Source organism: Sedimenticola sp., from assembly GCF_050289425.1.
Taxonomy (GTDB): domain Bacteria; phylum Pseudomonadota; class Gammaproteobacteria; order Chromatiales; family Chromatiaceae; genus Sedimenticola.
On record NZ_JBNKFS010000012.1, the window covers coordinates 88,229 to 111,418 of the forward strand.

A 23,190-nucleotide genomic window follows, 5' to 3' on the forward strand; every position below is an offset into this window, starting at 1 on the left:
TTTAACCGCTAATCCCTATACTGGATGCCGGTCTGTCCAGCGTCGGGGGGATTCCTGTCCGATTGGTTACGACCCGTAACATAAAATAACAATATCAGGCTGAAGTCGGAGAGCCAGCATGTCGGGAGAAGAACAGCGCGACCAGTCGGGCCCCGTCCGGGTACCGCGACCCTCTGAGGCGTTTAGCGCCTACTGCAATGCCGAGTTTGATCGCAGACGCAATAGCGGCGAAGCGTTTGATGAAGCCGCTTACCGTGAGGCGATGCAGCTCACCCTGCAAAAGATCCGGCAACTGGAAGAGGAGGGTTACGCATGATCCTGACCGATATCATCGCGCAGAACTTTCTCAAGTATGCCCGACTCGAGTTGACCGATCTGCCTGCCCAGGGGGTCATCGCCATTGATGGCGCCAACGAGTCAGGCAAGAGTTCCATCGGGGAAGTGATCTGCTTTGCCCTGTTCGGCCGAACTTTTTCCCTGGATGACGGAAATCTGCAGAAGCTGATCCGTTGGGGCGAACCGGCCTGCAGTATCACACTGCGTTTCCTGGCCAACGACCAGACCCATTACCAAATTACCCGCATGCTGGACCGCTCTGGCAATCATGGGGTCCTGCTCTCCAGAGTGGATGATGCGGATAATCCGATTGCACGTGGTCATGACGAGGTGGATGCGGCGGTCTATGACCTGCTAGGTTACGGTTATGATGAATTTATCGAGTCCTACTATCTGGCGCAACGCGAGATTATCGCGCCCCAGCCGCAAAGCCAGGCAGTAAAGAGCATGGCGGGTCTCTCGCCTCTCGAATACGTGGCCTATGAGCATGAGCAAGAGATCGATAGGGAAAAGGCGTCCATCGACCGGCTGCAGAAGCAGATCGAACAGTTGGATGAGGAGTTGACGGCACTGGAGCTGGATCCGACGGCGATCAGTTCGCTCGAATCGGAACAGCATGCGCTGCAGGCCAATCAAACCCTGCTGCAGGAGAAGCGTCAGACCCTTGAAGAGGCTTTCGGGCGCTATTGCCAAATGTTGCCGAAACGTTTTGCCGCACGTCGTGCGGGACGTCGGGCACGCTTTTATCGTTTGTTGTGCCTGTTGGGGGCGCTTGCCGCCGCCGTGGGTTGGGGCTTGTTGGCGCGACTGCCGGATCACCCCTACAGCGTACGTTTGGCGTCTCTATTTAAAACCTATATACCGCAATGGGAGGCCCAGTATCTGACCGGACTGCTCTATGCTGCGGTAGGGCTGACCTTGTTGTTTGTGCTGCTGTGGATCCGGGTGGTGACCAAGCAGATGAAAGTGAACCGACTCACGGCCGCGGCTGAGGATCTGGCAGCGGCGTTGGAGAGCGCCCAGCTGAGCCCGGCGACGGATTGGGCGATGCCCCGGACGGAAGATGAAGCGGCATCGGATCAACAGAGCTTGTCACAGCGTATTCTGGACGAGACCCTCTCCATCAGCGAGCTTGAACCGGCGGTGGAACAGCTCATCGAGGCGATGGGCGAGAAACGGGACACACTGCAGCAGCAGGGTATTCGGCTAGGCATGGCTTTGCAAAAGGAGCAGGAGCGTGTCGAACAGGGCGAACAGATCAAAATTGCGCGCCAAGGGTTGATGGAACAGCGTGCTGAGCACGAGCGGCGTATCAGCATTGGGCACAAGGCGCTCGAGCTGTTATCCGGTGCTACCCAAAATCTTTCGTTGCGTTTCAATCGCGACCTGGGTGCATCGGTCGGCCGCACGTTGCCGATCTTCACCGACAACCGTTATCAGCATCTGCAGATCGAGGATGACCTTAGCGTCAGGGTGTTCTCCAGCCAAAAGCGGGATTTTATGGATCTGGTGGAGATCTCCAGCGGCACCCAGCGCCAAATTATGCTGGCGCTCAGGTTGGCCCTCGCCCAGGCCCTCAATCAGAGAACAGAAGGGGGGCGCCAATTTGTATTTCTGGATGAGCCCTTTGCCTTTTTTGATCAGGAACGGACCCGAAATACCCTGCGTGCATTGCCCCGGCTGGATGAGCAAATCAGCCAGATTTGGATTGTGGCCCAGGATTTTCCGGTTGGCGAAGCCTTTGATCGCTCCCTGGCTTGTGATCGCCTGCGGGCGGAGCTGGTGGCTTGACGATGGCCTCTAACGGTCCATCCTGTGCCGTCTGCCGCTTTATGCGCAGTCTCGCCTTCAGTGCCATTGGCGGAGGGGTGGCCGGTTATACGGCGCTGGGTCTTGGGTTGAGCCAAAGCAATGCCATTATTGCGGCCTTTTTCGGGGCTTTGGGATTGGTGGTGTTGACCAGCCGGAAATCCAATAATGGCCGTTGAATACGCTTGTGGTAGCGGTTACTGCGAGACCGACACCAGCGTTGGTTCAAGCACCCGTTGCAAATCCTTGGGTGACAGGGCGATCAGGTAGCCCCGCTTCCCCCCATTGATGTAAATCCTATCCAACTTAAGAATACTCGCCTCGCAGTAAACCGGCATCGGATGACGGGTGCCGAAGGGTGAGGTGCCCCCCACTTGATAACCGGAGTGACGGTCTGCCACTACCGGTTTACAAGGAGTAACGGTTTTCACACCGATAACGCGGGCCAGGGATTTGGTGGAAACTTCACGATCTCCGTGCATCAGGACCACCAGTGGCCGGCCTTTTTCATCTTCCATGATCAGGGTTTTTATCACTTGGTGCTCGTCCACTCCCAACTCCCGGGCGGAGACCCGTGTGCCGCCGTTTGCCTCATAGCGATAGGGGTGATCGGAAAAGTCGACCTGGTGCTGTCGCAGCAGCCGGATAGCGGCTGTCACGCTGGTTTTGTTTTTTGCCATGAAAGGTGTGCTGTTGTTGGCCTGTCGAATGGGGCTATGATAGTGGATCATTGGCGGTCCTGGAACGCCGCTATCGCCCCGATCTGATTTGAATTCCTGGCTCCATGTTGCAACTACCGGTTACCCAACTGTTACCCGAGCTTTGTGAGGCGCTGGCCGAATCCCGACGTGCCGTTGTGGCAGCGCCTCCAGGATCAGGCAAAACCACCCTTATCCCCCTGCATCTGCTCCAGCAGCCCTGGCTGGCCGGAAAAAAGATCTTGATGCTGGAGCCGCGCCGGCTGGCCACCCGTGCCGCCGCCCGCCGTATGGCGCAACTGCTGTCGGAGCGCGTCGGTGAGCGGGTGGGTTATCAGGTCAGGTTTGAACGGGAGGTCTCTTCCCGTACCCGGATAGAGGTGGTTACCGAAGGTATCCTCACCCGCCGTCTGCAGCAGGATCCGGAACTCAAGGATGTCGGATTGATTATTTTTGACGAGTTCCATGAACGCAGTCTGCATGCCGATCTGGCACTGGCACTCTCCCTGGATGTAATGGATAGCCTGCGGGAGGATCTGCGTCTACTGGTCATGTCCGCCACCCTGGATACCGAGGCAGTGGCGGATTTGCTGGGCGGTGCCCCGGTACTGGTGGGCGACGGGCGCAGTTTTCCGGTGACGCTACGTTATCTGGAACGGGCGGATGAGGCTGATATCAGCCACTCGTTGGCCAAAGGGGTTTTGCGTGCCCTGGCGGAGACCAGCGGTGATGTGCTCGCGTTTCTACCCGGTAGTGGAGAAATTCGTCGTGCCGAAGCCATTCTCAAGCAGCAGTTACCGCCCGATGTGGCCCTGTTTCCGCTTTATGGTGAATTGAGTCGGGCCGATCAGGATGCCGCTTTGTCCCCATCCCTGAAAGGGCGCCGGGTAGTGCTGGCGACGGCTATTGCCGAAACCAGTCTGACCATAGAGGGGATTCAGGTTGTGGTGGACAGCGGATGGGCGAGGCGTCCCCAATTTGATCCCAACAGCGGCTTGTCACGTCTTCAAACCCTGCGGGTCTCGGCCGCCTCCGCCGATCAGCGTGCCGGGCGGGCAGGGCGGTTGGGGCCGGGTATCTGTTTCCGTCTCTGGACACCTGCCGAACAGGCTCGGTTGATGCCCTTTCAAGCCCCGGAACTGCTGGAGGCGGATCTCGCTCCCCTGGTATTGGAACTGGCTTTGTGGGGTGTTTCTGACCCGGCGGCATTGTCCTGGCTGGATAGCCCTCCTGCCGGGGCCTATGCCCAGGCGCGGGATTTGTTGCAGCGGCTTGATGCTCTGGATGATCAGTGGCATATCACGACTGTGGGACGTCGTATGGCCGGTCTTGGGCTGCACCCAAGGTTGGCTCACCTCCTGTTGAATGCGCCGGGACAAGAGACGTTGGCGCTGGATCTTGCGGCGCTGTTGAATGAGCGGGATCTGCTTAAGCGACGCCAGGGAGAGCCGCTTTCCATTGATATTGAAGAGCGTATACAGCGCTTGCGGGCATGGCGGGAAAGTGGCCGGGATAGCGGTGGAGAGGGCGTGCTGGAGCGGTCAGTCTGCCAACAGATCGAGCGCTCCGTCAAACAGTGGCGACGGTTGTTGAAACCGGTCGCGTTGGAGGAGGGGGGATGCAACCTGACGGTCGGCGGTTTGCTGTCTCTGGCTTTTCCGGATCGTATTGCCCAGGGTCGTCCCGGAACGGATGGCTATTATCGGTTGGTTTCGGGGCGGGCGGTGCGACTGCCGGAGGGAGACCCTCTGTCTCGTCATGAGTATCTGGTTATTGCCGCATTGGATGCCGGCCGGCGTGAGGGGCGTGCTTATCTGGCGGCGCCTATTAGCCTGGATGAAATCCGCTCCACGCAGGCGCGGCATATAGAAAGGCACGATAGCGTGTCGTGGGATCCGGCGGTACAGGCGGTGGTGGCGCAAGCAGCGACCACTCTGGGACGCGTCAGCCTCTTTACCCAGCCACTCAGCCGTTTCGACATGGAGGAGGCCCGCCGCGCAATGATAGTCGGTATACGCCAAATGGGATTGTCCGCTCTGCCATGGAGTGAGGATCTGAATCAGTGGCGTCAGCGGGTGGCTTCACTAGGTGGATGGCTCGGGCAGTCAGCCTGGCCCGACCTCTCGGATCAGACGCTGCTGGATACGCTGGAAACCTGGCTGGCACCTTGGTTGGCAGGCATTACTCGTAAAGATCATCTGAAAAAACTGGAGTTGGGCGTAATCCTGAGCGCTCTTCTCTCTTGGGAGCAACATCAGCAGCTTGATCAATTGGCACCGGCTTTCTTGACGATGCCCAGCGGCAGTCGTCGCCCACTGCTTTATCAGACAGATGCTCCCCCGGTGCTGGCGGTTAAACTGCAGGAGCTGTTCGGACTGCAGCAGACACCGACGGTCTGCAACGGTAAGGTCAGCGTCATATTGCACCTGTTGTCGCCGGCGCAACGTCCGATCCAGGTGACCCAGGATCTCGCTGGCTTCTGGGCGCGAACCTATGACGAAGTGCGTAGGGAACTTAAAGGCCGTTATCCGAAGCACTACTGGCCGGAAGATCCTTTTACCGCAGTTGCCACATCCCGGGTCAGGCCGGTGAAGAAGAGCTAACTTATTATTCTTATTCGATTATTTCTGGGTGTTCCTTCCCTTTACTACGTCTAATTGCCGGTGTAAGGCGGCAATTGTTTGCCGTAGGTCAGCGTCCTTTTGTTCGTCAAGCGGTTGAATACTGAGTGAATGGGTCAGAATTGTTACGCTGGACAGACGGCGTGGATGATAGCAGTGTTGACCTGTGAGGCGGTGCCGTGCACGACAGGAAGGTTTTGTATAAAGGACTAATGGGTCGATTGTTCCACTGTAACCCATTACGTGCACACCGGGCCAGGTGGCTGTGCTGCAGCAAGGACGCCTAGCTGTTTCTATATCCTTGTCCTTGGCCTGATTGCCGGTGTGACAACGGTTTTAGTGATCAATACCCCATATTTTAGTGAACGAGGTGCAATAACAGGAATTTGATGGAGGCGAGCATTGTTATTGAGCCGGTTTTCAAATAATACAGGATCACTTGTCGTGTCGGTATGGTGACTGAATTCTATGCTAAGGCATAGGAATTGCAGGTAAGCGTTGGATTATGTTTAAAAGCCAATCCCGCTCGGAGGGTTAATGTGCCGAGCAGAGCAAAGCCGGAGGAGAGCGGGATTGTGCTTGATGAATCCTCAATTTAACTTTCCATCGATTAGGAGAGGGAGCAATGAAGCAGCAAAATATCAAAATGGCGAATACCCGTGGACTGACACATGTGGAACTGGATTTTGATCCGGCTTTCCATGCGGTTTGGGCGAGATTGCGGTATCCCGGCCGTCCTTGTATCAGTAACGGACTGATCAGTGATCTGCAGCAGGCGCAGACGCTCATCTCCTCTATTGCAAAAAAAGGACACGAGTCAGGAGACCCCCATCGACTACGCTATCAAATACTCTGTTCGAGCGTTCCCGGTGTGTTTTGCCTGGGTGGCGATCTGGAGCTGTTTATCCGTTTGATTCGGGAAAAGGATCGGTCCAGGCTGTCGGATTACGCCAAGGATTGCATCGATATTCTCTATGCGTCCAATATCGGCTACGACTTACCCTTTACCTCCATCGCGCTAGTGCAGGGGGAGACGCTGGGTGGCGGTTTTGAGGCGGCGCTGGCTGCGAATGTGCTGATCGCTGAAAGGAGTGCAAAATTCGGTTTTCCAGAGACCGTATTTGGCATGTTCCCGGGGATGGGGGCCTTCAGTTTCCTGGCTCGACGTATCGCCCCGGCCATTGCCAAACGCATCATTTCCAGCGGCAAAGTCTATACGGCGGATGAGTTGTTTGAATTGGGTGTTGTGGATCAGGTGGTCAACGATGGGAAAGGCGTGGATGCCGTCCATGAGTTCATTCGTCATCAGCAGGTGCGCAGCACCGGTTTTGAGGGGCTTGAACGGGTGGTGGAGCAGTTCAATCCACTCTCTTACAAAGAGCTGATGGACGTAGTGAACATCTGGGTGGATACGGCGATGAAATTGTCCGAGAAAAATATCCGGCTCATGGAGTATTTGGTCAATGCCCAGAATAAACGCTGGATGACGGATGAAAAGGCCGCGGCCAGTTTGAAACGGACCGGATCAATTTGAAGCAACTAAGCTGAAGTGGGTGTTGCCATGTTTGCTAAACGATCGCTGCTCAGGATGAGCTGAACGGGGGTCGCGGACTTTCAATCAGTTTTGAAAGTTCACTGACCCCCTGTTTGAGCGCTGAGCGCAGGTGGGTGATCTGATTCGGTCCGTGCTCGGAGAGTTCATCTTGTGGGATACGCTCCGCAAAGAGTGCCTGGGCTTGCAGTTGGCTTAATCCAAGATTGGCGGCAGACCCCTTGAGGGCGTGTGCGTAGCTGCTGAATTGAACTGAATTATTGGCGATAACCGCGTCGGACATGTTATCGATCAACTGTTCACCGTCCTGCTTTAACTTGTTCAGCAAACGTTCCAGAAAGGCTTGATCCGGTGCCAGCATATAGAGTTCCTTGACGGTGCGAAGATCCAGGATGGCGTCGTCGTCCGTAGTTTCGAGTGAATCCTCTGAAAGTAGTTCTGACTGGCTTGCCTCTCTATCGGCGACTGCCGATTGGATGGTTTGGTAGAGGCGTTGTGCGGAAACCGGCTTGGTCAGGAACCATTTTATCCCGGCTTCTTCGCACTGTTTGCGGCTCTCAATAGTGGCGTTGGCAGTGAGAATAATGAATGGGGTGGTGTTGTCCGGATGGGCAAAGCGAAAAATCTTGAAGGCATCGAGTCCACCCAGATTCGGCATCTGCATATCGACAATAACCAAATCATAGCGGCGGGTCTCCAACGCATCCAGTAACTCTTGTCCATCCTCTACTTGCTGAAAGTGGTGGCCTACCTGTTTGAGCATACGGCCGATCACCAGCCTATTGATGGCGTTATCCTCGGCGATGAGGATCTCCAAAGGATGTTGTAAAGATGCTGTGTCTACATGGGCCGGTTCGAAAGTGTCGATATGGCTGCCGTCAAAATCCGAAACCTGTGAGGCGTGCAGTATGTTGAAAAGGTGCACTTTCTCCAATGGTTCCTGCAGAATATACAGCCGTTTTTTAAGCGTGTCGCGTATCAGGTTCAGGGGCTCTTTTTCGATATCGTGCAGCAGCAGTATCGATGATTCATGAAAATCCCGGCCACGCAACATATGTTCGATGTAGTCAACGGTGTGCTGATCGAATGCGATTGCTTCAAATAGGAGCAGGTGGTACGGATGGGATTCATGGTTTGCGCGTTTTAACTCGGTGGTTGCATCGGTCGCATTATGGCAATTGGTAATTTGCACGCCCCAGCCACGCAGGCAGTGTGTGGCTGCGGTTTCTACGGTATCGTCCAGTGTCGATATACGTAGTACCCGGCATGTCTGGATGAGTGCCATCTCGTTATCGGAGACGATCTTTTCCTGAGTCTGAAAGCCGATATCAAACCAGAATGTGCTACCGCTGCCGGGAGTGCTTGTCAGTCCGATTTCGCCATCCATCAGCTCAACCAGTTGCTTGGCAATGGTGGTTCCCAGGCCGGTACCGCCAAAGCGGCGCGTGGTGCTGCCATCGGCTTGGGTAAACTTTTCAAATATCTTGTCCTGTATCGCTTCGGGAATGCCAATGCCGCTATCGATAACTTCAAATCGCACACGTCTTGATTCGCCGGCTTCATGGGTCAGGATACAACGCAGCTCCACCTGCCCCTCTTCGGTGAATTTGATGGCATTACCGATTAGGTTTATCAGTACTTGTCGCAGGTGCAGCGGATCGCCAATCAGGCGAAACGGAATGGCGGGATCGATATGGGAGAATAGCTGCACCTTTCTTTTGTTAACCTGCGGTGCAAGCATTTTTACCGTGCTGTTGATCAGGGCGTAGAGATCAAATGGGGTGCGTTCTATCTCCAGTTTACCCGCTTCGATCTTGGAGATATCCAGGATGTCCTCTATCAGTCGCAACAGCGTATGGCCAGAGGTATATACGGTATCCACATACTCCCGTTCTATCTGATTCAAGTTGCAGCTTTTGAGCAGTTCACCGGTGCCGATAATGCCATTCAGAGGTGTCCTGATCTCATGACTCATGCGGGCTAGGAACTCACTCTTTGCCTGATTTGCCGCCTCCGCCCGCCGCCGTTCCTGGTGAATCCGTTTGGTCAATTTTGCGGCGTAGCCAGGCAGTACGATCAGCGAAACAAGTAAGCCTATACCCAGTGGCAGATTTTCTTGCCAGTAGGGGGTGGATGCGATGACGATGCTAAAGCCGATAACTGAAAGTGTTCCGGACAGATAGAGGTATTTTTCGCCATAACGAAAGCCGTTACCGAAAGTCACCCAGAGATAGACGGCATACCAGGGTGCCCCCAATTCACCGGTGAGCGCCATGCCGATGCTGAAGGCCGATATATCTGCAAAAATTCCGATAACACGTCGTAGGGGTGATTTTTCCGGCCAGACCAGAATGGAGATGAATAGAGTTGAGGCGAGAAGAATGAAGCAAGAGATAAATGCCAGAACAAAATACCACTCCTGCAGCGCTTCATTTGTGAATGGCCCCGAAGCCAAAATGTAGACCAACAGCACGACTTGGATAACGATTCGCACCGCTGCCTGCTCGTGTTCGCTATCCGGGCGGTTGTTCAGGCGAAGCGCGAGTTTGTGAATGCCTGCTTCAATGGCGCCATAGATGGAAGTGGGATTGCTATTCATAATTGGGAGATGATACAGTGACCCAAGGTGCCACCGCCAGCAAATCCAGTCTATCTAGAAATATAAACGGAAGCATATATTATGACCATGGACATTGAAACCGTCGTTAAAACGGCGATTGCCAATCAGAAAATGATTGATGTGGACTCGATCACATTGGAGACCTCGCTCCAGGATTTAGGGGTTACGTCGCTGGATGCCATAACGATCGTCTACGAAGTTGAAGAGGTCTGCGATATAGAGGTGCCGAACGACGAATTGGAAAGCCTTCGTACCGTTAAGGATATTGTGGCTGGCGTTCAGTCACTATTGGATAAGAAAGCACAGGCATGAATGGCGAGGTGGTGATTACCGGCCTTGGGTCGGTATCTGCGCTGGGCCTCAATACCGATGATTTCTGGTCTGCGGTGAAAGAGGGAGAAAGCGGTATTTCCGCGATACAGGGATTTGATGAAGCCGGGCTGAAGATCAACCTGGCAGCGCAGGTAAAGGATTTTAACCCGGCTGATTACTTCTCTAACAAAGATCTCCCGTTACTTGATCGATATAGCCAATTCGCACTGATGGCGTGTCGCGAGGCGGTGGTACAGTCCGGCCTGGAGCGTGACAGTTTGTGGCAGGCTGCAGCAGTAATAGGTACCGGATGCGGCGGCAAAGAGACGGATGAGATTACATACGCCCATCTCTATAAACAGCAAAAATCCCGCGCCCATCCATTTACCATTCCCAAGGGCATGCCCAGTGCGGCGGCAAGCCAGGTTAGCATGCAATTGTCCATTGCGGGACCGGTGTTTACCGTCTCCAGCGCCTGTTCATCAGCCAATCATGCCATTGCACAGGCGGCACTGCTGATACGCGCGGGAGTGGTAGATGTTGCCATTGCCGGCGGTACAGATGCACCTTTTACCTATGGTTTACTGAAGGCGTGGGAAGCGCTGCGTGTGGTTTCAGTGGATAATTGCCGACCCTTTTCAGTAGATCGGAGCGGTCTGATATTGGGTGAGGGCGCCGGGATGGTCGTGCTTGAATCTGATCGGCATGCGAGAGACCGTGGCGCCGCTATCCTCGCCAGACTTGCTGGTTCCGGTATGTCTGCCGATGCCGGTCACATTACCGATCCGTCCGCGGACGGGGCGGCACGTGCCATCCAGGCGGCGTTGCGGGATGCCAAAATAGGTTGTCAGGATGTGGACTATGTGAATGCCCATGGTACCGGCACCCTGGCCAATGACCGAACGGAGACAGAGGCGCTGCATAGCGTGTTTGGGTCTCATGCAAAGAGTCTGATGGTTTCGTCGACCAAATCGATGCATGGTCATGCATTGGGTGCGTCTGGCGGATTGGAATTTATTGCAACCGTGAAGGCGCTTCAAGAGGGCATCATCCCGCCTACCATTAATTTCACCGGGCCGGGCGAAGGTTGTGATCTGGACTATGTGCCAAATGTGGCGCGCGAGAAAGTAATCCGCGTGGCGATTTCAAACTCTTTTGCGTTTGGCGGACTTAATGCGGTACAGGTGATTCAAGCGGTATAGGCGGTCCACTATGTGGCGTTTACGCTTTGCGGTAGAGATAATGCCCATTCCCGAAAAATTCACCGGATTGGGGGGCAAAGAGTACCACTTTGCAGACGCTGAAATAGTTGTTCCAATAGCGGATATCCTCTTCCGACAAAATGGTTTCGTGTAGATACTCGATTTTGTCCCAGAAGCGGCGGTGCCACTCGTCGATCGTTCGCCAGTAGTTCATCCCATTGATATAGACACCCAATTCCGGGCTGAGATGCCGATCCTGATTCAACATCTCTTGGTGTGGCCAGACCCGGCCACCGGGAAAATAAGCGCCGACCGGTGTCTCCCGGGCATTGAAGTATTGGGGAAAAACCGGTTGTGAAACGATCAGATGCAGAAAAACACGGCCCTCCGGTTTCAGCAGTGAAGCCATGAGTTTGAATATGGCATCCAGGTTATTGACCTGCTCAAATACAGCGATTGAAATGACCAGGTCATAGGATGCAAGTCCCAGATCCTCGGCGGGAATGTTACTGATATCATTTTGGATCAGGGTCAAGTTGGCCCGACTGAACAGGTGTTCGCTATCCTGTTGCTGACGGCGAATGTAGTCGGCTTGTGTTTTACTGGCGGTAATGGAGACTACCTCAACATCGGGGTAGTGTTGGAACAGGTAAGCTTCGAAGGAACCGAAGCCACAACCGATGTTGAGTATGCGTTCGTTTCCGCATATCTGTGCCCGCTCGCAGATCAATCTGAACTTCTCTCTCTGCGCCTGTTCCAGGCTGAAAGGGCTTTGCATAACCTGCTCAGGTGTGTCTCCATAAAAGGCCATGGAGTAGGCCATATAATCGTGGTCGAGAAAGGATTGGAAAAATGTCAGTGGTTGATCGTAGTGGACTGACATGAGTTCATCGGTCTCTTCCCAGGTCGGTCCTTGGTCGGTGGTGATGCCAAAAGCTTCAAGTGTGTGTTTTTTTTCCTCTTCGCGGCGATACTCTCGTTCAAAGTAGCGGGTTAATCTTTCTTCATAGCGTTGCAGTTCAGGCGAACCGTATGGATGGATACCGCATTTCTGGAGTTTTTGACTAACTGGAAGCATGATTCAGCCCTGAGAAATTTATTCCTTTCTGTAGGCTGAATTATTACCTTGAGAGAGGTGATCAAGCAAGGCTCCTAAGGTGGCTATCCGGCAATTTCTCATTTCTGTCATCAAATTGCCCAGTTCAAAGTCTGACTCCAGCTCCTTGATGCGCGTGATTCGCACCGCCATGCGATAGAGGTTCATGGCGCCCAGATTACCGGCGGTATCCTTTAGTTTATGACCGAAGTCCTGAATAGATTTCAGGTTTCGCTCAAAAACGGCCTGCTGTAGTCCCTGAATTAATTTGTCGCTCTCTTTATCAAACTGGTTGATGAGCTCCAGTAGAAAGCCTTTGTCTTTTCCCAGCCGCTTCAACTCGTCTAGTTGGTGTGTATCCAATGTCAGGCTGTTGTCATGATAGTGAACCAATCCGGAAGCCGTAGGGTAGTCAAAAATCTCGTCGTTATGTCTATGTCCTGTCAGATCAGTGGCCCGGGAAACTGTCTCCAGCAGTCGTTGACTGGATACCGGTTTGACCACCAGGTGATTGATATCCGCCTCTTCACATGCCTGTATCGTCTGAGGTTTTGGTGAGTTCAGTAATAATATGAAGGGCGTCCAGGGCTGATTAATATGGGCAAACCGGTAAAGTTTGACGGCATCGATGCCGGTTAGATCCGACATCTCTGCATCCAAGATAGCCAAGTCAAAATGGTGATTGTCGAGAGCGTCGAGTACCTGTGTACTATCATCAATCAGGAAGGTCTGATGACCGGCATTGGTAAGGATTTTTCGTATTTTTCTGCTTTCATTGTTGTTGCTGCATGAGAGCAGAATATCCAGTGGAGGGTGCTTGTTATCTGTTTCGTAGTGGTCAAGCAGGTGCACCACGTTGTGGTGGTACAAGGCGGTTTCACGTGCGCTGTGGAGTGCTTTGAATAACAGGGTTTTGTCCAGCGGGGCGGTAAGGATGCCCGAATAACCGGCTTGATAAAGCTGCTCCATCCGCGATGGCAGGGCACTGCTACCAAAATGGATCAAGTAGAGTGTCTGCAGTAAAGGTTCTGCTCTCAGGGCAACGGCAAATTGACACTCTTCCATGTCCAGGCTGGATTGGTCCACCAGCACAGTTTGAAAAGAATTATCGGAATCTGCCGATTCGATTAATTTGGCGAAAGCTCGGGCACTGCCTGTAACGACAGTAAAATCCACACCCCAGCTTTTCAAGTGGTTGGTAATATCGTGATGCTCATTTTTGTCATCCGATAGCAAGAGGACTCGCATGTTTTGCAGAGAATCGGATGCTTTCAAAGGCGTGCTTTTTTCTGCTGTATCGGGGAGGGGTTGGCCTTCCTGTCCAAGAGACTCATCGGGTTCTTCTGATGGTCTGGGAGTGTTTTGTATCTCCAGTACCGGCTTGGAGCGGCCTGCTTGTCCGGAGAAGAGGCTATAGAGAACGACTGCGCTGATCAGTATGGCGATCGAGATCAGCCCCAGCGGGAGTCCGCCAAAAAACATCAATAGGTTCAGGCTAACGATACCGGCAGTGATGCGGTAAGCCGGTATACCCGGTTTTATGTTGAATGTTTGTCGTTCTGTATATTTGCTATCCATGGCAGTGACTTATTGACTGAGCGTTTCGCTGTGAGTGGGTAGGTTTTCGTGAATTTCCAGGACCTTGTCCAGGTTGGCCAGGAAGACATCCACGCAATCCGGATCAAAATGTCGACCTCTTTGCTCTTCCAGATAGGCAAGGGTCCGGTCCAACGACCAAGCGTTTTTATAGGGGCGCTCTGATCGTAAGGCGTCAAATACATCGGCAACGGCAACCACTCTGGCCTCAATAGGGATATCGTTGCCGGCCAATCCTTGCGGATAGCCCTTGCCGTCAAACCGTTCGTGATGGCCATACGCGATGATCGCCCCCGCCTGTATGTAGCATGAGGTACTGTCACGCAGAATATCATACCCAATCCGTGTATGAGTCTGCATGATGCTCCACTCTTCGCTGGTTAGCTTGCCTGGCTTTAACAAAATGTGATCCGGTATGCCAATCTTACCAATGTCATGCATGGGAGCGGCCAGGCGAATAATTTCGCAAAGCCTGTCATCCAGATTGAGTGAGCGGGCGATGAGGCAGGCAAAATCGGACATACGCACGACGTGATCACCTGTCTCTTCATCACGAAACTCACCGGCCTTTGCGAGCCTCAAAAGCGTCTCTTTTTCACGAAGCTGTAGCTCTTCGGTCTTTCTGGATATCTCCTGTTCGAGCCAGCGTGCCCGATCTTTAATGATGACTTGCTGTTTTCGTAACTGAAGCAGGTTGCGACACCTGGCTCGACACTCGTAGTGATCGATCGGTTTTGATAAGAAGTCCGTTGCGCCGGCTTCCAGGGCTTGATAGCGAATTGATTTGTCATCTATGCAGGTGATGATCACCAGTGGGATATCAGTACAGGATGGGATCTTGCGAAACCAATGGGTGAATTCGACGCCATCCATGTTAGGCATTTTATAGTCGGTAATAACCAAGTCATGGTTATTGTGTTTCGCCCATTCCAGTGCCTTGACCGGGTCAGAGAAACACTCCACCTGTATGTGCTCATCTATGGAGTGGATCAACTCTTCAAGGATCATCAGACTGATAGTCTGGTCATCAAGAATCAGTACGGTTGGCATAACCCAGTCCTCGGGCATCCGATAGGCAGAGCAATCTGAATAGCATGCTCAATCCGGGATGAATGCGGATGCCTATCGCTTATGGTCAGTATGAAGTAAAAACATACTATGTTAATTAAAAACAAAAAGATAGCAGTGGACATGTCGTTGGCATCCAGCTAATTCTCGGTGAAAAGTTGCTGCAGCAGGGTCCTGATATTGCCCGCTTCGAAAGGTTTGTCGCAGATGGCGGATACGCCAGCTTGTTGTATGGCCGCCAAGCGGTTCTCATTTTCTTCGCTGGTGACCATGACAATCGGAATCGACGATTGGCTGCTATTGGCCCGAACGTGGTTGACCAACGCTTCGCCATCCATTTCCGGCATGTTGTAATCGGTGACGATAAGGTCGAAAAAATTATTATCGATCAGTTCGATGGCTTCCTTTCCATTACACGCCTCGGTGAAGAGCTCCAGACCCATGTCTGTCAGGGTTTTTCGCAAATGCTTGCGGGCAAATCCACTGTCATCCACGAGCAAGACATGCAGGCTTTCAGGGTCGTAATCGCCTAAATTGAGTGATTGTGGATCCAGGTATTCCAGCGTTGTTCCCAGGGCGATACGCAGAGAGTCTTGCGAAAAGGGTTTTGGCAAAATGGCGATGGCGCCCGCTTGACGGATGGGATCCAGGTAGCGAAAGCGGGTTTCACTGGAGATCAACATGAAAGCGGTATCCTTGCTTTGCTCCGACTCCCGCATACTGTGGACAAGATCGGTACCTGTCATGTCCGGGAGATAGAGCGTGCTGATCACCAGGTCAGGTACAAATTCATTCATCATAGCCAGGGCTTCACCTCCGGAAGAGACCGCGGTGATTCGATGAATATTCAAGTTATTCAGGTACTTGGTGACTATCTTCTGTTGAGTGACAGAAGGCTCAACCAGTATGACCATGAGGTCAGCAAGTGTTAGGGACATCTTTCCGCTCGGTTAGAGTTGGTAAACCGATAGCGGCCATCTGGGTCATTTCTTTATAACCTATCTAATGCTACAGGGTTGTATTAGATGGTTTTTTTCATTGGCTGGACATTGTCGCCACCCTAGTGTGACGACGGCCCCTCTGGATGTAATCTTACAGGGCGCGATTACTGGCTTGCATAAAGGCATCCCGGAAGGCGGAGTAGTCGGTCACCACCGGAAATTGAGGGAACTCATCAATCACATTCTGAGGGGGGCGGAATAAAATTCCCTTATCGGCTTCGGCTAGCATGGTGGTGTCATTGTAGGAGTCGCCTGCCGCAATTACCCGGAAATTGAGTCCGTGGAACGCCTTAACGGCTTGACGTTTGGGGTCTTTTTGTCGCAGGTGATAGGCCTCAACCATGCCGTCTGAATCTACGCCGAGTTTATGACAGAGCAGTGTGGGGTAGCCCAGTTGGCGCATCATAGGGGCGGCAAATTCATAGAACGTATCGGACAGAATGACGACTTGAAAGCGCTCCCTCAGCCAGTCCAGAAACTCGCGTGCCCCCTCCAGTGGTGACATGCCCGCTATCACTTCCTGGATGTCGGCCAATCCCAGGTTATGCTGTTTTAGAATCTGCAGGCGCTGCCGCATCAGTACATCGTAATCGGGGATGTCGCGGGTGGTCGCCTTAAGCTCGTCGATGCCAGTTCTTTCGGCAAAATTGATCCAGATTTCAGGTATCAGCACCCCTTCGAGGTCGAGACAGGCCATTTCCACGCGTCATTTCTCCTGTTGTCGGAAGCATTGGGGGACGTTATTCCCCCATAAAAAACGCCGCTAGGATACACCATGCCCCGGTGGATGGGCAGTGCGGATCTTCCTACTATTCTAATGGTTATATAAATATCGTTTACGTAAAAAGGTTGACGTATACGTTACCCTTGTCTATATTGCGTTCCCGAGGAGTAGAGGATGGATAAGTTACTGACAGTTACCGAATTGGCCGAGGAGTTCAATGTTACTCCCAGAACAGTTCGGTTTTATGAGACCAAGGGGTTGATCAGCCCCCAACGTGTGGGATCGACGAGGGTCTACACTTATCGTGACCGTGCCCGTCTGAAATTGATTCTGCGCGCCAAGCGTCTTGGCTTCTCGCTCACGGATATTCGTGAATATCTGAACCTGTACAACGTGGATCCTGAGCAGATTGAACAGCAGCAACTCCTCCTCACAAAAATCAGCCGTCGTATCGAGGAGCTGGAACAACAGCAGGAAGATCTGATAGCGACCCTCGACGAGTTGAGAGACATAGAACAACAGGCATTGTCGAATATAAAAAGGCGGGCTGCCGCAGAGTCATCGAAATAACAGGTTGAACTGGGTTTGCCAGCCGGCTGTAAAGCATGAATTGCACTGAAAATTGGTATCCATACTGGCGGAGAATGCAATGAAAAACATCGTAATCGCAGGCTATGCCCGCACCCCATTTACCCTCTCGAATAAAGGCGCATTGGCCAAGACACGGCCCGATGATCTAGCGGCGGCGGCCGTGCGGGGGTTAGTGGAGCGGACCGGAGTGGCTGTTGAGGATATTGAGGATCTGATGCTTGGTTGCGCCTTCCCGGAGGGGGAGCAGGGCTTCAATATGGCCCGATTGGTCGTATTCCTCAGCGGTCTGCCGGTCTCTATCGGTGGGGCGACAGTGAATCGTTTCTGTGGTTCCTCCATGCAGGCGATTCATCAGGCAGCGGGAGCAATCACCCTGGGTGCGGGTGAGGTCTATATCTGCGCCGGCGTCGAGTCGATGACCCGGGTACCCATGGCCGGATTCAATCCCATGCCCAATCCGCAGTTGGCTGCAGCGATGCCGGGGGCTTACATGAGCATGGGGGAGACGGCCGAGAATCTGGCCAAGCAGTACGCCATTTCGCGAGCAGACCAGGAAGCATTCGCCGTGCACAGTCATGAGAAGGCGGCCGCCGCCCAGGCCGATGGCCGCTTAAGCGACGAAATTGTGGCGATCAATGGTGTGGAGCAGGATGGCTGCATTCGACCCGAAACCACCCTGGAGAGTCTCGCCGGGCTCAGGCTGGCTTTTGACGAGAACGGCAGTGTCACCGCCGGCACTTCATCCCCGTTGACGGACGGCGCCTCCGCCGTACTGGTCTGCAGTGAAGATTATGCGCGTGCCCACGGTCTGAATATCCTGGCCAAAATCCGCAGTTTTGCGGTCTCCGGTTGTGCCCCAGAGATTATGGGCATCGGGCCGGTTATCTCCACCCGCAAAGCGCTGGAACGGGCCGGCCTGACGATGGCCGATATCGATGTCATCGAACTGAATGAGGCCTTCGCCTCCCAGTCGCTGGCCTGCGTAAGAGACCTGGATGTGGATCTGGCCAAGACCAATCTGGATGGCGGGGCCATCGCCTTGGGCCATCCGCTCGGTGCGACCGGTGCGCGTATTACCGGCAAGGCGGCGTCGCTGCTCAAGCGCGAGGGTAAACAGTTTGCGCTGGCCACCCAATGTATCGGAGGCGGCCAGGGTATTGCCACCATTCTGGAGGCGATCTAATGGAGATTAAAAAGGTTGCTGTTATCGGTGCCGGTGTGATGGGGGCCGGTATCGCCGCACACATCAGTAATGCCGGCATTCCCGTAGTGCTGTTGGATATCGTCCCTAAGGGGGTCGATAACCGAAATGCCATCGCTGAAGGGGCGGTGCAGAAAATGCTCAAGGTGCAACCGGCGCCCTTTATGCACAAGCGCAATGCACGCCTGATTACCACCGGTAATATCGAAGACCACCTGGAACTGTTGGCAGAGTGTGACTGGATCATCGAGGCGGTGATCGAACGCCTGGATATCAAACAGGATCTCTATAGCAAGATCGATGCTGTCCGCAGGCCGGGGTCGATTGTCTCGTCCAACACCTCCACCATCCCGCTGCATGATTTGGTAGCGGGACAGAGCGATGTCTTTGCGGCAGATTTCCTTATTACCCACTTTTTCAATCCTCCGCGCTATATGCGTCTGCTGGAGATTACCTCGGGCGATAAAACCCGTGCAGAGGCGGTAGCTGCGATCCGGGATTTTTCTGATCGCGCCTTGGGTAAGGGTGTCGTCGACTGCAAGGATAAACCGGGATTTATCGCCAACCGTATCGGTATCTTCTGGATACAGGTGGCGATTCTGGAAGCGATGGCGCTGGGTCTGACGGTGGAGGAGGCCGACGCCGTGATGGGGCGTCCGCTGGGGATTCCCAAGACCGGCGTGTTCGGACTCTCCGATCTGGTAGGGATCGACCTGATGCCGCACCTTATGGAAAGCATGGAGCGTACCCTGCCAAAGGGTGACCCGTTTCTGGAAAAGAGCACGATTCCCGAGCTGGTGAGCCGAATGATTGCGGACGGTTATACCGGACGCAAAGGCAAAGGCGGGTTCTATCGCATTAACAAATCGTCCGGCAATAAGGTCAAGGAGAGCATTGATCTGGCCAGTGGTGAATACCGTCCCTCACAAAAGGCTCATCTGGAGTCGCTTGCCCAGGCGCGAACGGGTGGGCTCAAGACGTTGGTCTCGCACCCGGACAGAGGTGGCCGATACGCAAGAAGAGTACTGGCCCAGGTGCTCGGTTATGCCGCCAGTCTGGTACCCGAGATTGCCGACGATATCCTGGCCGTGGATGAAGCAATGAAGCTGGGCTATGCCTGGAAATACGGTCCGTTTGAATTGATCGACCGTCTCGGTACCAAGGCTTTCGGTGAGTTGCTGGAGCGTGAAGGGGTGGCTCTGCCGCCGCTGATTCAGCTTGCCGCTGAACAAAGCTTCTATCGGGTTCAGGATGGGCAACTGCAGTACCTGGATACTTCCGGTATCTACCAGGATCTGCAGCGTCCCGCCGGGGTGTTGCTGCTGTCGGATATCAAACGGCGTAGTGAACCGTTGGCCAAGAATGGCTCGGCCGCACTCTGGGATATCGGTGACGGCGTGGTCTGTCTTGAATACACCAGCAAGATGAACGCCATGGATCCGGATATTCTGGCCCTGATGCGTGAATCGATTGCGATCGTTTCCAAGGGCTATAAAGCGCTCGTATTGCATAACGAAGGCGACAACTACTCGGTAGGCGCCAATCTTGGTCTGCTGCTATTTGCCGCCAATCTCGGTACCTGGGATCAGATCGAAGAGATGGTCGAAGGTGGACAGGAGACCTACCGGGCGCTCAAGTACGCCCCCTTCCCGGTAGTCGGGGCGCCCTCCGGCATGGCGTTGGGTGGTGGCTGTGAATCGCTGTTGCACTGTGATGCCGTACAGGCCCATGCCGAGACCTATATCGGCCTGGTCGAGGTGGGGGTCGGTCTGATCCCCGGTTGGGGTGGCTGCAAGGAGATGTTGCAGCGCTGGATCAGCAACAAGCGGCGTCCGGGCGGGCCGATGCCGGCCGTCATCAAATGTTTTGAAACCATCAGTACTGCCACCGTGGCCAAGTCGGCCGCCGAGGCGAAGGATTTCCTCTTCTTCCGTCCTGACGACGGCATCACCATGAATCGTGATCGCCTGCTGGCCGATGCCAAGGCGCGCGCCCTTTCAATGGTGGACGGCTATCAGCCACCAAAGCCGATAGAGATCAGACTGCCGGGACCCACCGCCAAGGCGGCGATGGAGATGGCCGTCAACGGGGTTCGTCTGGCGGGCAAGGCAACGGCGCATGATGTGGTGGTCTCAATGAAACTGGCTGAAATGCTCAGCGGTGGTGATACCGATATCACCGAACCGATGACTGAGGATGATCTGCTGGCACTGGAACGTGAAGTGTTTATGTCACTGATTCGACATCCCGATACCCTCGATCGTATGGAACATATGCTCGAAACCGGTAAACCGCTGAGGAACTAAGAGAATGGCTAGCTATAAGACACCGCTGCGCGATATGCACTTTGTGTATAACGAACTGTTTGATGCCGAGGCGATACAGGCACTACCGGGCTGTGAAGAGGTCACACCTGATCTGGTGGACGCCATCTTGGAAGAGGCGGGGCGTTTTTGTGAAGAGCGGCTGTTCCCGCTCAATCGTTCCGGCGATGAAGAGGGTTGCCACTTTGATAACGGTGAGGTGACGACGCCTGCCGGTTTGAAAGAGGCGTATCACGATTTCAATGAGATGGGTTGGGGGGCGCTGGCGGCCGATCCGGAATACGGCGGACAGGGTCTGCCCAATGCCATCAGTATGCTGGTTGAAGAGATCATGTGCAGTACCAACTTTGCTTTCGGTCTCTACCCTGGGTTAACCCATGGTGCCTATAACGCCCTGGCGGCACGTGCCAGTGATGAGTTGAAGGAGAAGTTCCTGCCCAATATGGTTACCGGTCGCTGGAGCGGCTCGATGTGCCTGACCGAACCCCAGTGCGGCACCGATCTGGGATTGGTGCGCACCAAGGCCGAAGCGCAGGAAGACGGCAGTTATCGTATCACCGGTACCAAGATGTTTATTACCGCCGGTGAACACGATCTGACGGAGAACATCATCCATCTGGTGCTGGCTCGTACGCCGGACGCGCCAAAAGGTATCAAGGGTATCAGTCTGTTCCTGGTGCCAAAAGTCCGTGTCAACAGTGATGGCTCGTTGGGCGAGCGGAACGGCGTCAGTTGTGGCTCTATCGAACACAAAATGGGTATCAACGCCTCGGCCACCTGTGTGATGAATTTCGATGAGGCGGAGGGCTTCCTGGTTGGTCGCTTGAACAAGGGCATGGAGGCGATGTTCATTATGATGAACACCGAGCGTCTGGCGGTGGGTATCCAGGGGCTCGGTATCGGTGAAGCCTCTTACCAGGGGGCAGTTGCCTATGCCCGTGAGCGTCTCCAGGGGCGTGCGCTGACCGGTGTCAAATCCCCCGACAAGATGGCGGACTCGCTGCTGGTGCATCCGGATGTGCGGCGCATGTTGTTGACACAGCGCGCCTATGTGGAGGGCAACCGGGCATTGGCCGTTTGGGTGGCCAGTGAACTGGATCATGCCAAACGCAATCCGGACAGGAAACGGCGTCAGCAGGCGGAGGACTTTGTCGCGCTGATGACCCCGATCGTTAAGGCGTTCATGACCGATACCGGCTCTGAAGTGGCCAACCTGGGCATGCAGGTATTAGGCGGGCACGGCTATATCCGTGAGCACGGTATGGAGCAGTATGTGCGGGATGCGCGGATTGCCCAGATCTATGAAGGCACCAACGGTATCCAGGCGATGGATCTGGTGGGACGTAAACTGCCGGCGCACATGGGCCGCTACCTGCGTCGTTTCTTCCATCCGGTCAGAGATTATTTGGAATCCAAGGAACACGATTTTTCCCAACACCGCTTTTTGATGCCACTGGCCAAAGCGTTTGGCCGGCTGCAGAAGGCGACGGCCTTTATAGCGCAAAAAGGTATGGGTAATCCCGATGAGGCGGGGGCGGCAGCGGCCGATTACCTGCGGCTTTTTGCCGTGGTAACCCTCGGTTATCTCTGGATGCGTATGGCGGATGTGGCTAAGCAGCAGTTGGATCAGGATCCACTCTTTTATCAGGCCAAACTGGATACAGCACGTTTCTACTTTGAACGTATCCTTCCGCAGAGTGGTGCCCTGTTTGCCAATATCATGGCGGGCTCCAAGGGCATGATGCAGTTTAATGATGAGGCGTTCTAAAGCGGTATCGGTGTGTCGTGAATTGGGCGCTAATCGATGAACCTGATCTTTCGTCTGATCGTTCAGTTGATCACCTCCCGATTCCGGCCACAGCAGTCGCTGATGGCGGTGGCCAGTTTGCGGATGCGGGTATTGCCGACCGATCTAGATATTAATCTGCACCTGACCAACTCCCGTTATCTGGCATTGATGGACCTGGGACGCATAGAGTTGATGTTGCGCACCGGTTTGATGCGAAAGGCGTTGAAACGACGTTGGTTGCCGGTTGTAGCGTTTTCCAATGTGCGATTTCGCCGGGAGATCAATCCGTTTCAACGTTTTACCCTGCATACCCGTCTGCTGGGTTGGGATGAGAAGTGGTTCTATATGGAACAGCGGTTCGAAACGAAACGGGGAGTGGCCGCGGTCGGTATCGTTAAAGGTCTGTTTAGAGGGCCTTCAGGCAACATACCGACCCAACAGTTGGTTGCGTTGGCCGATCATGACGGCGTCATGGAACAGCCGGCGTTCTTAGCCGGATTGGATCATTTTGAGCGGCACTTGAGAGAATTCAGTCCGCTGGAGTAAGTATTAAAAGTTTACGTGGGAGCGGACTGGCCGCTGCGTGCAGGGGGCAACCGTATCGTGGTATCAAAAGCTGCCGCTCCCACTTTTTATTCAAAAACGGGTAT

19 protein-coding genes are annotated in these 23,190 nt (G+C 54.0%); 12 read left to right on the plus strand and 7 right to left on the minus strand.

What is annotated here, in order from left to right; translation table 11 throughout:
* Window positions 1-118 precede the first annotated feature (118 nt).
* From ACQY5R_RS10265 to ACQY5R_RS10275, 3 genes are read left to right on the plus strand one after another with little or no spacing between them, the layout of a single operon-like run.
* Window positions 119-316 (plus strand): nodulation protein E, encoded by a 198-nt coding sequence (locus ACQY5R_RS10265; protein WP_428607810.1) that lies wholly within the window; start codon window positions 119-121, stop codon window positions 314-316.
* The gene (locus ACQY5R_RS10270; RefSeq protein WP_428607813.1) at window positions 313-2,127 is read left to right on the plus strand and encodes an AAA family ATPase; all 1,815 of its coding nucleotides are present in this window, start codon (window positions 313-315) and stop codon (window positions 2,125-2,127) included. The genes ACQY5R_RS10265 and ACQY5R_RS10270 overlap by 4 nt, the downstream gene beginning before the upstream one ends.
* Window positions 2,128-2,129: 2 nt before the next feature.
* Window positions 2,130-2,324, plus strand: a complete 195-nt coding sequence (locus tag ACQY5R_RS10275; protein WP_428607815.1) for a hypothetical protein — start codon at window positions 2,130-2,132, stop codon at window positions 2,322-2,324.
* An 18-nt stretch (window positions 2,325-2,342) separates the two neighbouring features.
* On the opposite strand, the gene ybaK is transcribed toward ACQY5R_RS10275, so the two are convergent.
* Entirely contained in the window at window positions 2,343-2,825 is a 483-nt protein-coding gene (ybaK, locus tag ACQY5R_RS10280) for a Cys-tRNA(Pro) deacylase (RefSeq protein ID WP_428607817.1), read from the minus strand.
* A 104-nt stretch (window positions 2,826-2,929) separates the two neighbouring features.
* Between ybaK and hrpB the strand changes: the two genes are divergently transcribed.
* Window positions 2,930-5,446, plus strand: a complete 2,517-nt coding sequence (gene hrpB, locus ACQY5R_RS10285; RefSeq protein WP_428607819.1) for an ATP-dependent helicase HrpB — start codon at window positions 2,930-2,932, stop codon at window positions 5,444-5,446.
* 643 nt (window positions 5,447-6,089) lie between these two features.
* Window positions 6,090-6,998 carry a crotonase/enoyl-CoA hydratase family protein gene (locus ACQY5R_RS10290; protein ID WP_428607821.1) on the plus strand — a complete coding sequence of 303 codons (909 nt, stop codon included), beginning with the start codon at window positions 6,090-6,092 and terminating at the stop codon, window positions 6,996-6,998.
* Between the two features lie 49 nt (window positions 6,999-7,047).
* Here ACQY5R_RS10290 and ACQY5R_RS10295 read toward each other — a convergent pair whose 3' ends face one another.
* Window positions 7,048-9,615 carry an ATP-binding protein gene (locus ACQY5R_RS10295; protein WP_428607824.1) on the minus strand — a complete coding sequence of 856 codons (2,568 nt, stop codon included), beginning with the start codon at window positions 9,613-9,615 and terminating at the stop codon, window positions 7,048-7,050.
* An 81-nt stretch (window positions 9,616-9,696) separates the two neighbouring features.
* On the opposite strand from ACQY5R_RS10295, the gene ACQY5R_RS10300 reads away from it, so the two are divergent.
* Window positions 9,697-9,948, plus strand: a complete 252-nt coding sequence (locus ACQY5R_RS10300) for an acyl carrier protein (protein ID WP_428607827.1) — start codon at window positions 9,697-9,699, stop codon at window positions 9,946-9,948.
* Window positions 9,945-11,150 carry a beta-ketoacyl-[acyl-carrier-protein] synthase family protein gene (locus ACQY5R_RS10305; protein WP_428607830.1) on the plus strand — a complete coding sequence of 402 codons (1,206 nt, stop codon included), beginning with the start codon at window positions 9,945-9,947 and terminating at the stop codon, window positions 11,148-11,150. Before ACQY5R_RS10300 ends, ACQY5R_RS10305 begins: the two co-directional genes overlap by 4 nt.
* A gap of 19 nt (window positions 11,151-11,169) precedes the next feature.
* Here the strand turns inward: ACQY5R_RS10305 and ACQY5R_RS10310 are convergent, their stop codons facing one another.
* The 5 genes from ACQY5R_RS10310 to thrH all read right to left on the minus strand — a co-directional run bounded on the left by ACQY5R_RS10310 (window position 11,170) and on the right by thrH (window position 16,608).
* Complete coding sequence (locus ACQY5R_RS10310; RefSeq protein ID WP_428607833.1) at window positions 11,170-12,228, minus strand: SAM-dependent methyltransferase; 1,059 nt, start codon at window positions 12,226-12,228, stop codon at window positions 11,170-11,172.
* An 18-nt stretch (window positions 12,229-12,246) separates the two neighbouring features.
* On the minus strand, window positions 12,247-13,824 hold the full coding sequence (locus ACQY5R_RS10315) for a response regulator (RefSeq protein ID WP_428607836.1): 1,578 nt from the start codon (window positions 13,822-13,824) through the stop codon (window positions 12,247-12,249).
* 9 nt (window positions 13,825-13,833) lie between these two features.
* Window positions 13,834-14,892: an HD domain-containing phosphohydrolase gene (locus tag ACQY5R_RS10320; RefSeq protein ID WP_428607838.1), complete on the minus strand. Its 1,059-nt coding sequence runs from the start codon at window positions 14,890-14,892 to the stop codon at window positions 13,834-13,836.
* A 158-nt stretch (window positions 14,893-15,050) separates the two neighbouring features.
* Entirely contained in the window at window positions 15,051-15,848 is a 798-nt protein-coding gene (locus ACQY5R_RS10325; RefSeq protein ID WP_428607841.1) for a response regulator, read from the minus strand.
* A gap of 154 nt (window positions 15,849-16,002) precedes the next feature.
* On the minus strand, window positions 16,003-16,608 hold the full coding sequence (thrH, locus tag ACQY5R_RS10330; RefSeq protein ID WP_428607907.1) for a bifunctional phosphoserine phosphatase/homoserine phosphotransferase ThrH: 606 nt from the start codon (window positions 16,606-16,608) through the stop codon (window positions 16,003-16,005).
* A 201-nt stretch (window positions 16,609-16,809) separates the two neighbouring features.
* On the opposite strand from thrH, the gene ACQY5R_RS10335 reads away from it, so the two are divergent.
* The 5 genes from ACQY5R_RS10335 to ACQY5R_RS10355 all read left to right on the plus strand — a co-directional run bounded on the left by ACQY5R_RS10335 (window position 16,810) and on the right by ACQY5R_RS10355 (window position 23,086).
* Window positions 16,810-17,205: a MerR family transcriptional regulator gene (locus ACQY5R_RS10335; protein ID WP_428607844.1), complete on the plus strand. Its 396-nt coding sequence runs from the start codon at window positions 16,810-16,812 to the stop codon at window positions 17,203-17,205.
* Window positions 17,206-17,284: 79 nt separating this feature from the next.
* Window positions 17,285-18,409, plus strand: coding sequence for a thiolase family protein (locus tag ACQY5R_RS10340; RefSeq protein WP_428607847.1), 1,125 nt, complete (start codon window positions 17,285-17,287; stop codon window positions 18,407-18,409).
* On the plus strand, window positions 18,409-20,733 hold the full coding sequence (locus ACQY5R_RS10345) for a 3-hydroxyacyl-CoA dehydrogenase NAD-binding domain-containing protein (RefSeq protein WP_428607850.1): 2,325 nt from the start codon (window positions 18,409-18,411) through the stop codon (window positions 20,731-20,733). The genes ACQY5R_RS10340 and ACQY5R_RS10345 overlap by 1 nt, the downstream gene beginning before the upstream one ends.
* A 4-nt stretch (window positions 20,734-20,737) precedes the next feature.
* A complete protein-coding gene (locus tag ACQY5R_RS10350) occupies window positions 20,738-22,519 on the plus strand; it encodes an acyl-CoA dehydrogenase C-terminal domain-containing protein (protein ID WP_428607852.1) in 1,782 nt (593 codons plus the stop codon).
* A 36-nt stretch (window positions 22,520-22,555) separates the two neighbouring features.
* A complete protein-coding gene (locus ACQY5R_RS10355) occupies window positions 22,556-23,086 on the plus strand; it encodes a thioesterase family protein (protein ID WP_428607855.1) in 531 nt (176 codons plus the stop codon).
* Window positions 23,087-23,190: the final 104 nt, after the last annotated feature.

Coding starts and splice junctions, on each gene's coding strand:
- ACQY5R_RS10275 (WP_428607815.1), top strand. CDS start 2,130: ATGGCCTCTAACGGTCCATCCTGTGCCGTCTGCCGCTTTATGCGCAGT.
- ACQY5R_RS10350 (WP_428607852.1), top strand. CDS start 20,738: ATGGCTAGCTATAAGACACCGCTGCGCGATATGCACTTTGTGTATAAC.
- ACQY5R_RS10265 (WP_428607810.1), top strand. CDS start 119: ATGTCGGGAGAAGAACAGCGCGACCAGTCGGGCCCCGTCCGGGTACCG.
- ACQY5R_RS10315 (WP_428607836.1), bottom strand. CDS start 13,824: ATGGATAGCAAATATACAGAACGACAAACATTCAACATAAAACCGGGT.
- ACQY5R_RS10345 (WP_428607850.1), top strand. CDS start 18,409: ATGGAGATTAAAAAGGTTGCTGTTATCGGTGCCGGTGTGATGGGGGCC.
- hrpB (WP_428607819.1), top strand. CDS start 2,930: ATGTTGCAACTACCGGTTACCCAACTGTTACCCGAGCTTTGTGAGGCG.
- ACQY5R_RS10355 (WP_428607855.1), top strand. CDS start 22,556: ATGAACCTGATCTTTCGTCTGATCGTTCAGTTGATCACCTCCCGATTC.
- ACQY5R_RS10325 (WP_428607841.1), bottom strand. CDS start 15,848: ATGTCCCTAACACTTGCTGACCTCATGGTCATACTGGTTGAGCCTTCT.
- ACQY5R_RS10290 (WP_428607821.1), top strand. CDS start 6,090: ATGAAGCAGCAAAATATCAAAATGGCGAATACCCGTGGACTGACACAT.
- thrH (WP_428607907.1), bottom strand. CDS start 16,608: ATGGCCTGTCTCGACCTCGAAGGGGTGCTGATACCTGAAATCTGGATC.
- ACQY5R_RS10335 (WP_428607844.1), top strand. CDS start 16,810: ATGGATAAGTTACTGACAGTTACCGAATTGGCCGAGGAGTTCAATGTT.
- ACQY5R_RS10320 (WP_428607838.1), bottom strand. CDS start 14,892: ATGCCAACCGTACTGATTCTTGATGACCAGACTATCAGTCTGATGATC.
- ACQY5R_RS10340 (WP_428607847.1), top strand. CDS start 17,285: ATGAAAAACATCGTAATCGCAGGCTATGCCCGCACCCCATTTACCCTC.
- ACQY5R_RS10310 (WP_428607833.1), bottom strand. CDS start 12,228: ATGCTTCCAGTTAGTCAAAAACTCCAGAAATGCGGTATCCATCCATAC.
- ACQY5R_RS10295 (WP_428607824.1), bottom strand. CDS start 9,615: ATGAATAGCAATCCCACTTCCATCTATGGCGCCATTGAAGCAGGCATT.
- ybaK (WP_428607817.1), bottom strand. CDS start 2,825: ATGGCAAAAAACAAAACCAGCGTGACAGCCGCTATCCGGCTGCTGCGA.
- ACQY5R_RS10270 (WP_428607813.1), top strand. CDS start 313: ATGATCCTGACCGATATCATCGCGCAGAACTTTCTCAAGTATGCCCGA.
- ACQY5R_RS10300 (WP_428607827.1), top strand. CDS start 9,697: ATGACCATGGACATTGAAACCGTCGTTAAAACGGCGATTGCCAATCAG.
- ACQY5R_RS10305 (WP_428607830.1), top strand. CDS start 9,945: ATGAATGGCGAGGTGGTGATTACCGGCCTTGGGTCGGTATCTGCGCTG.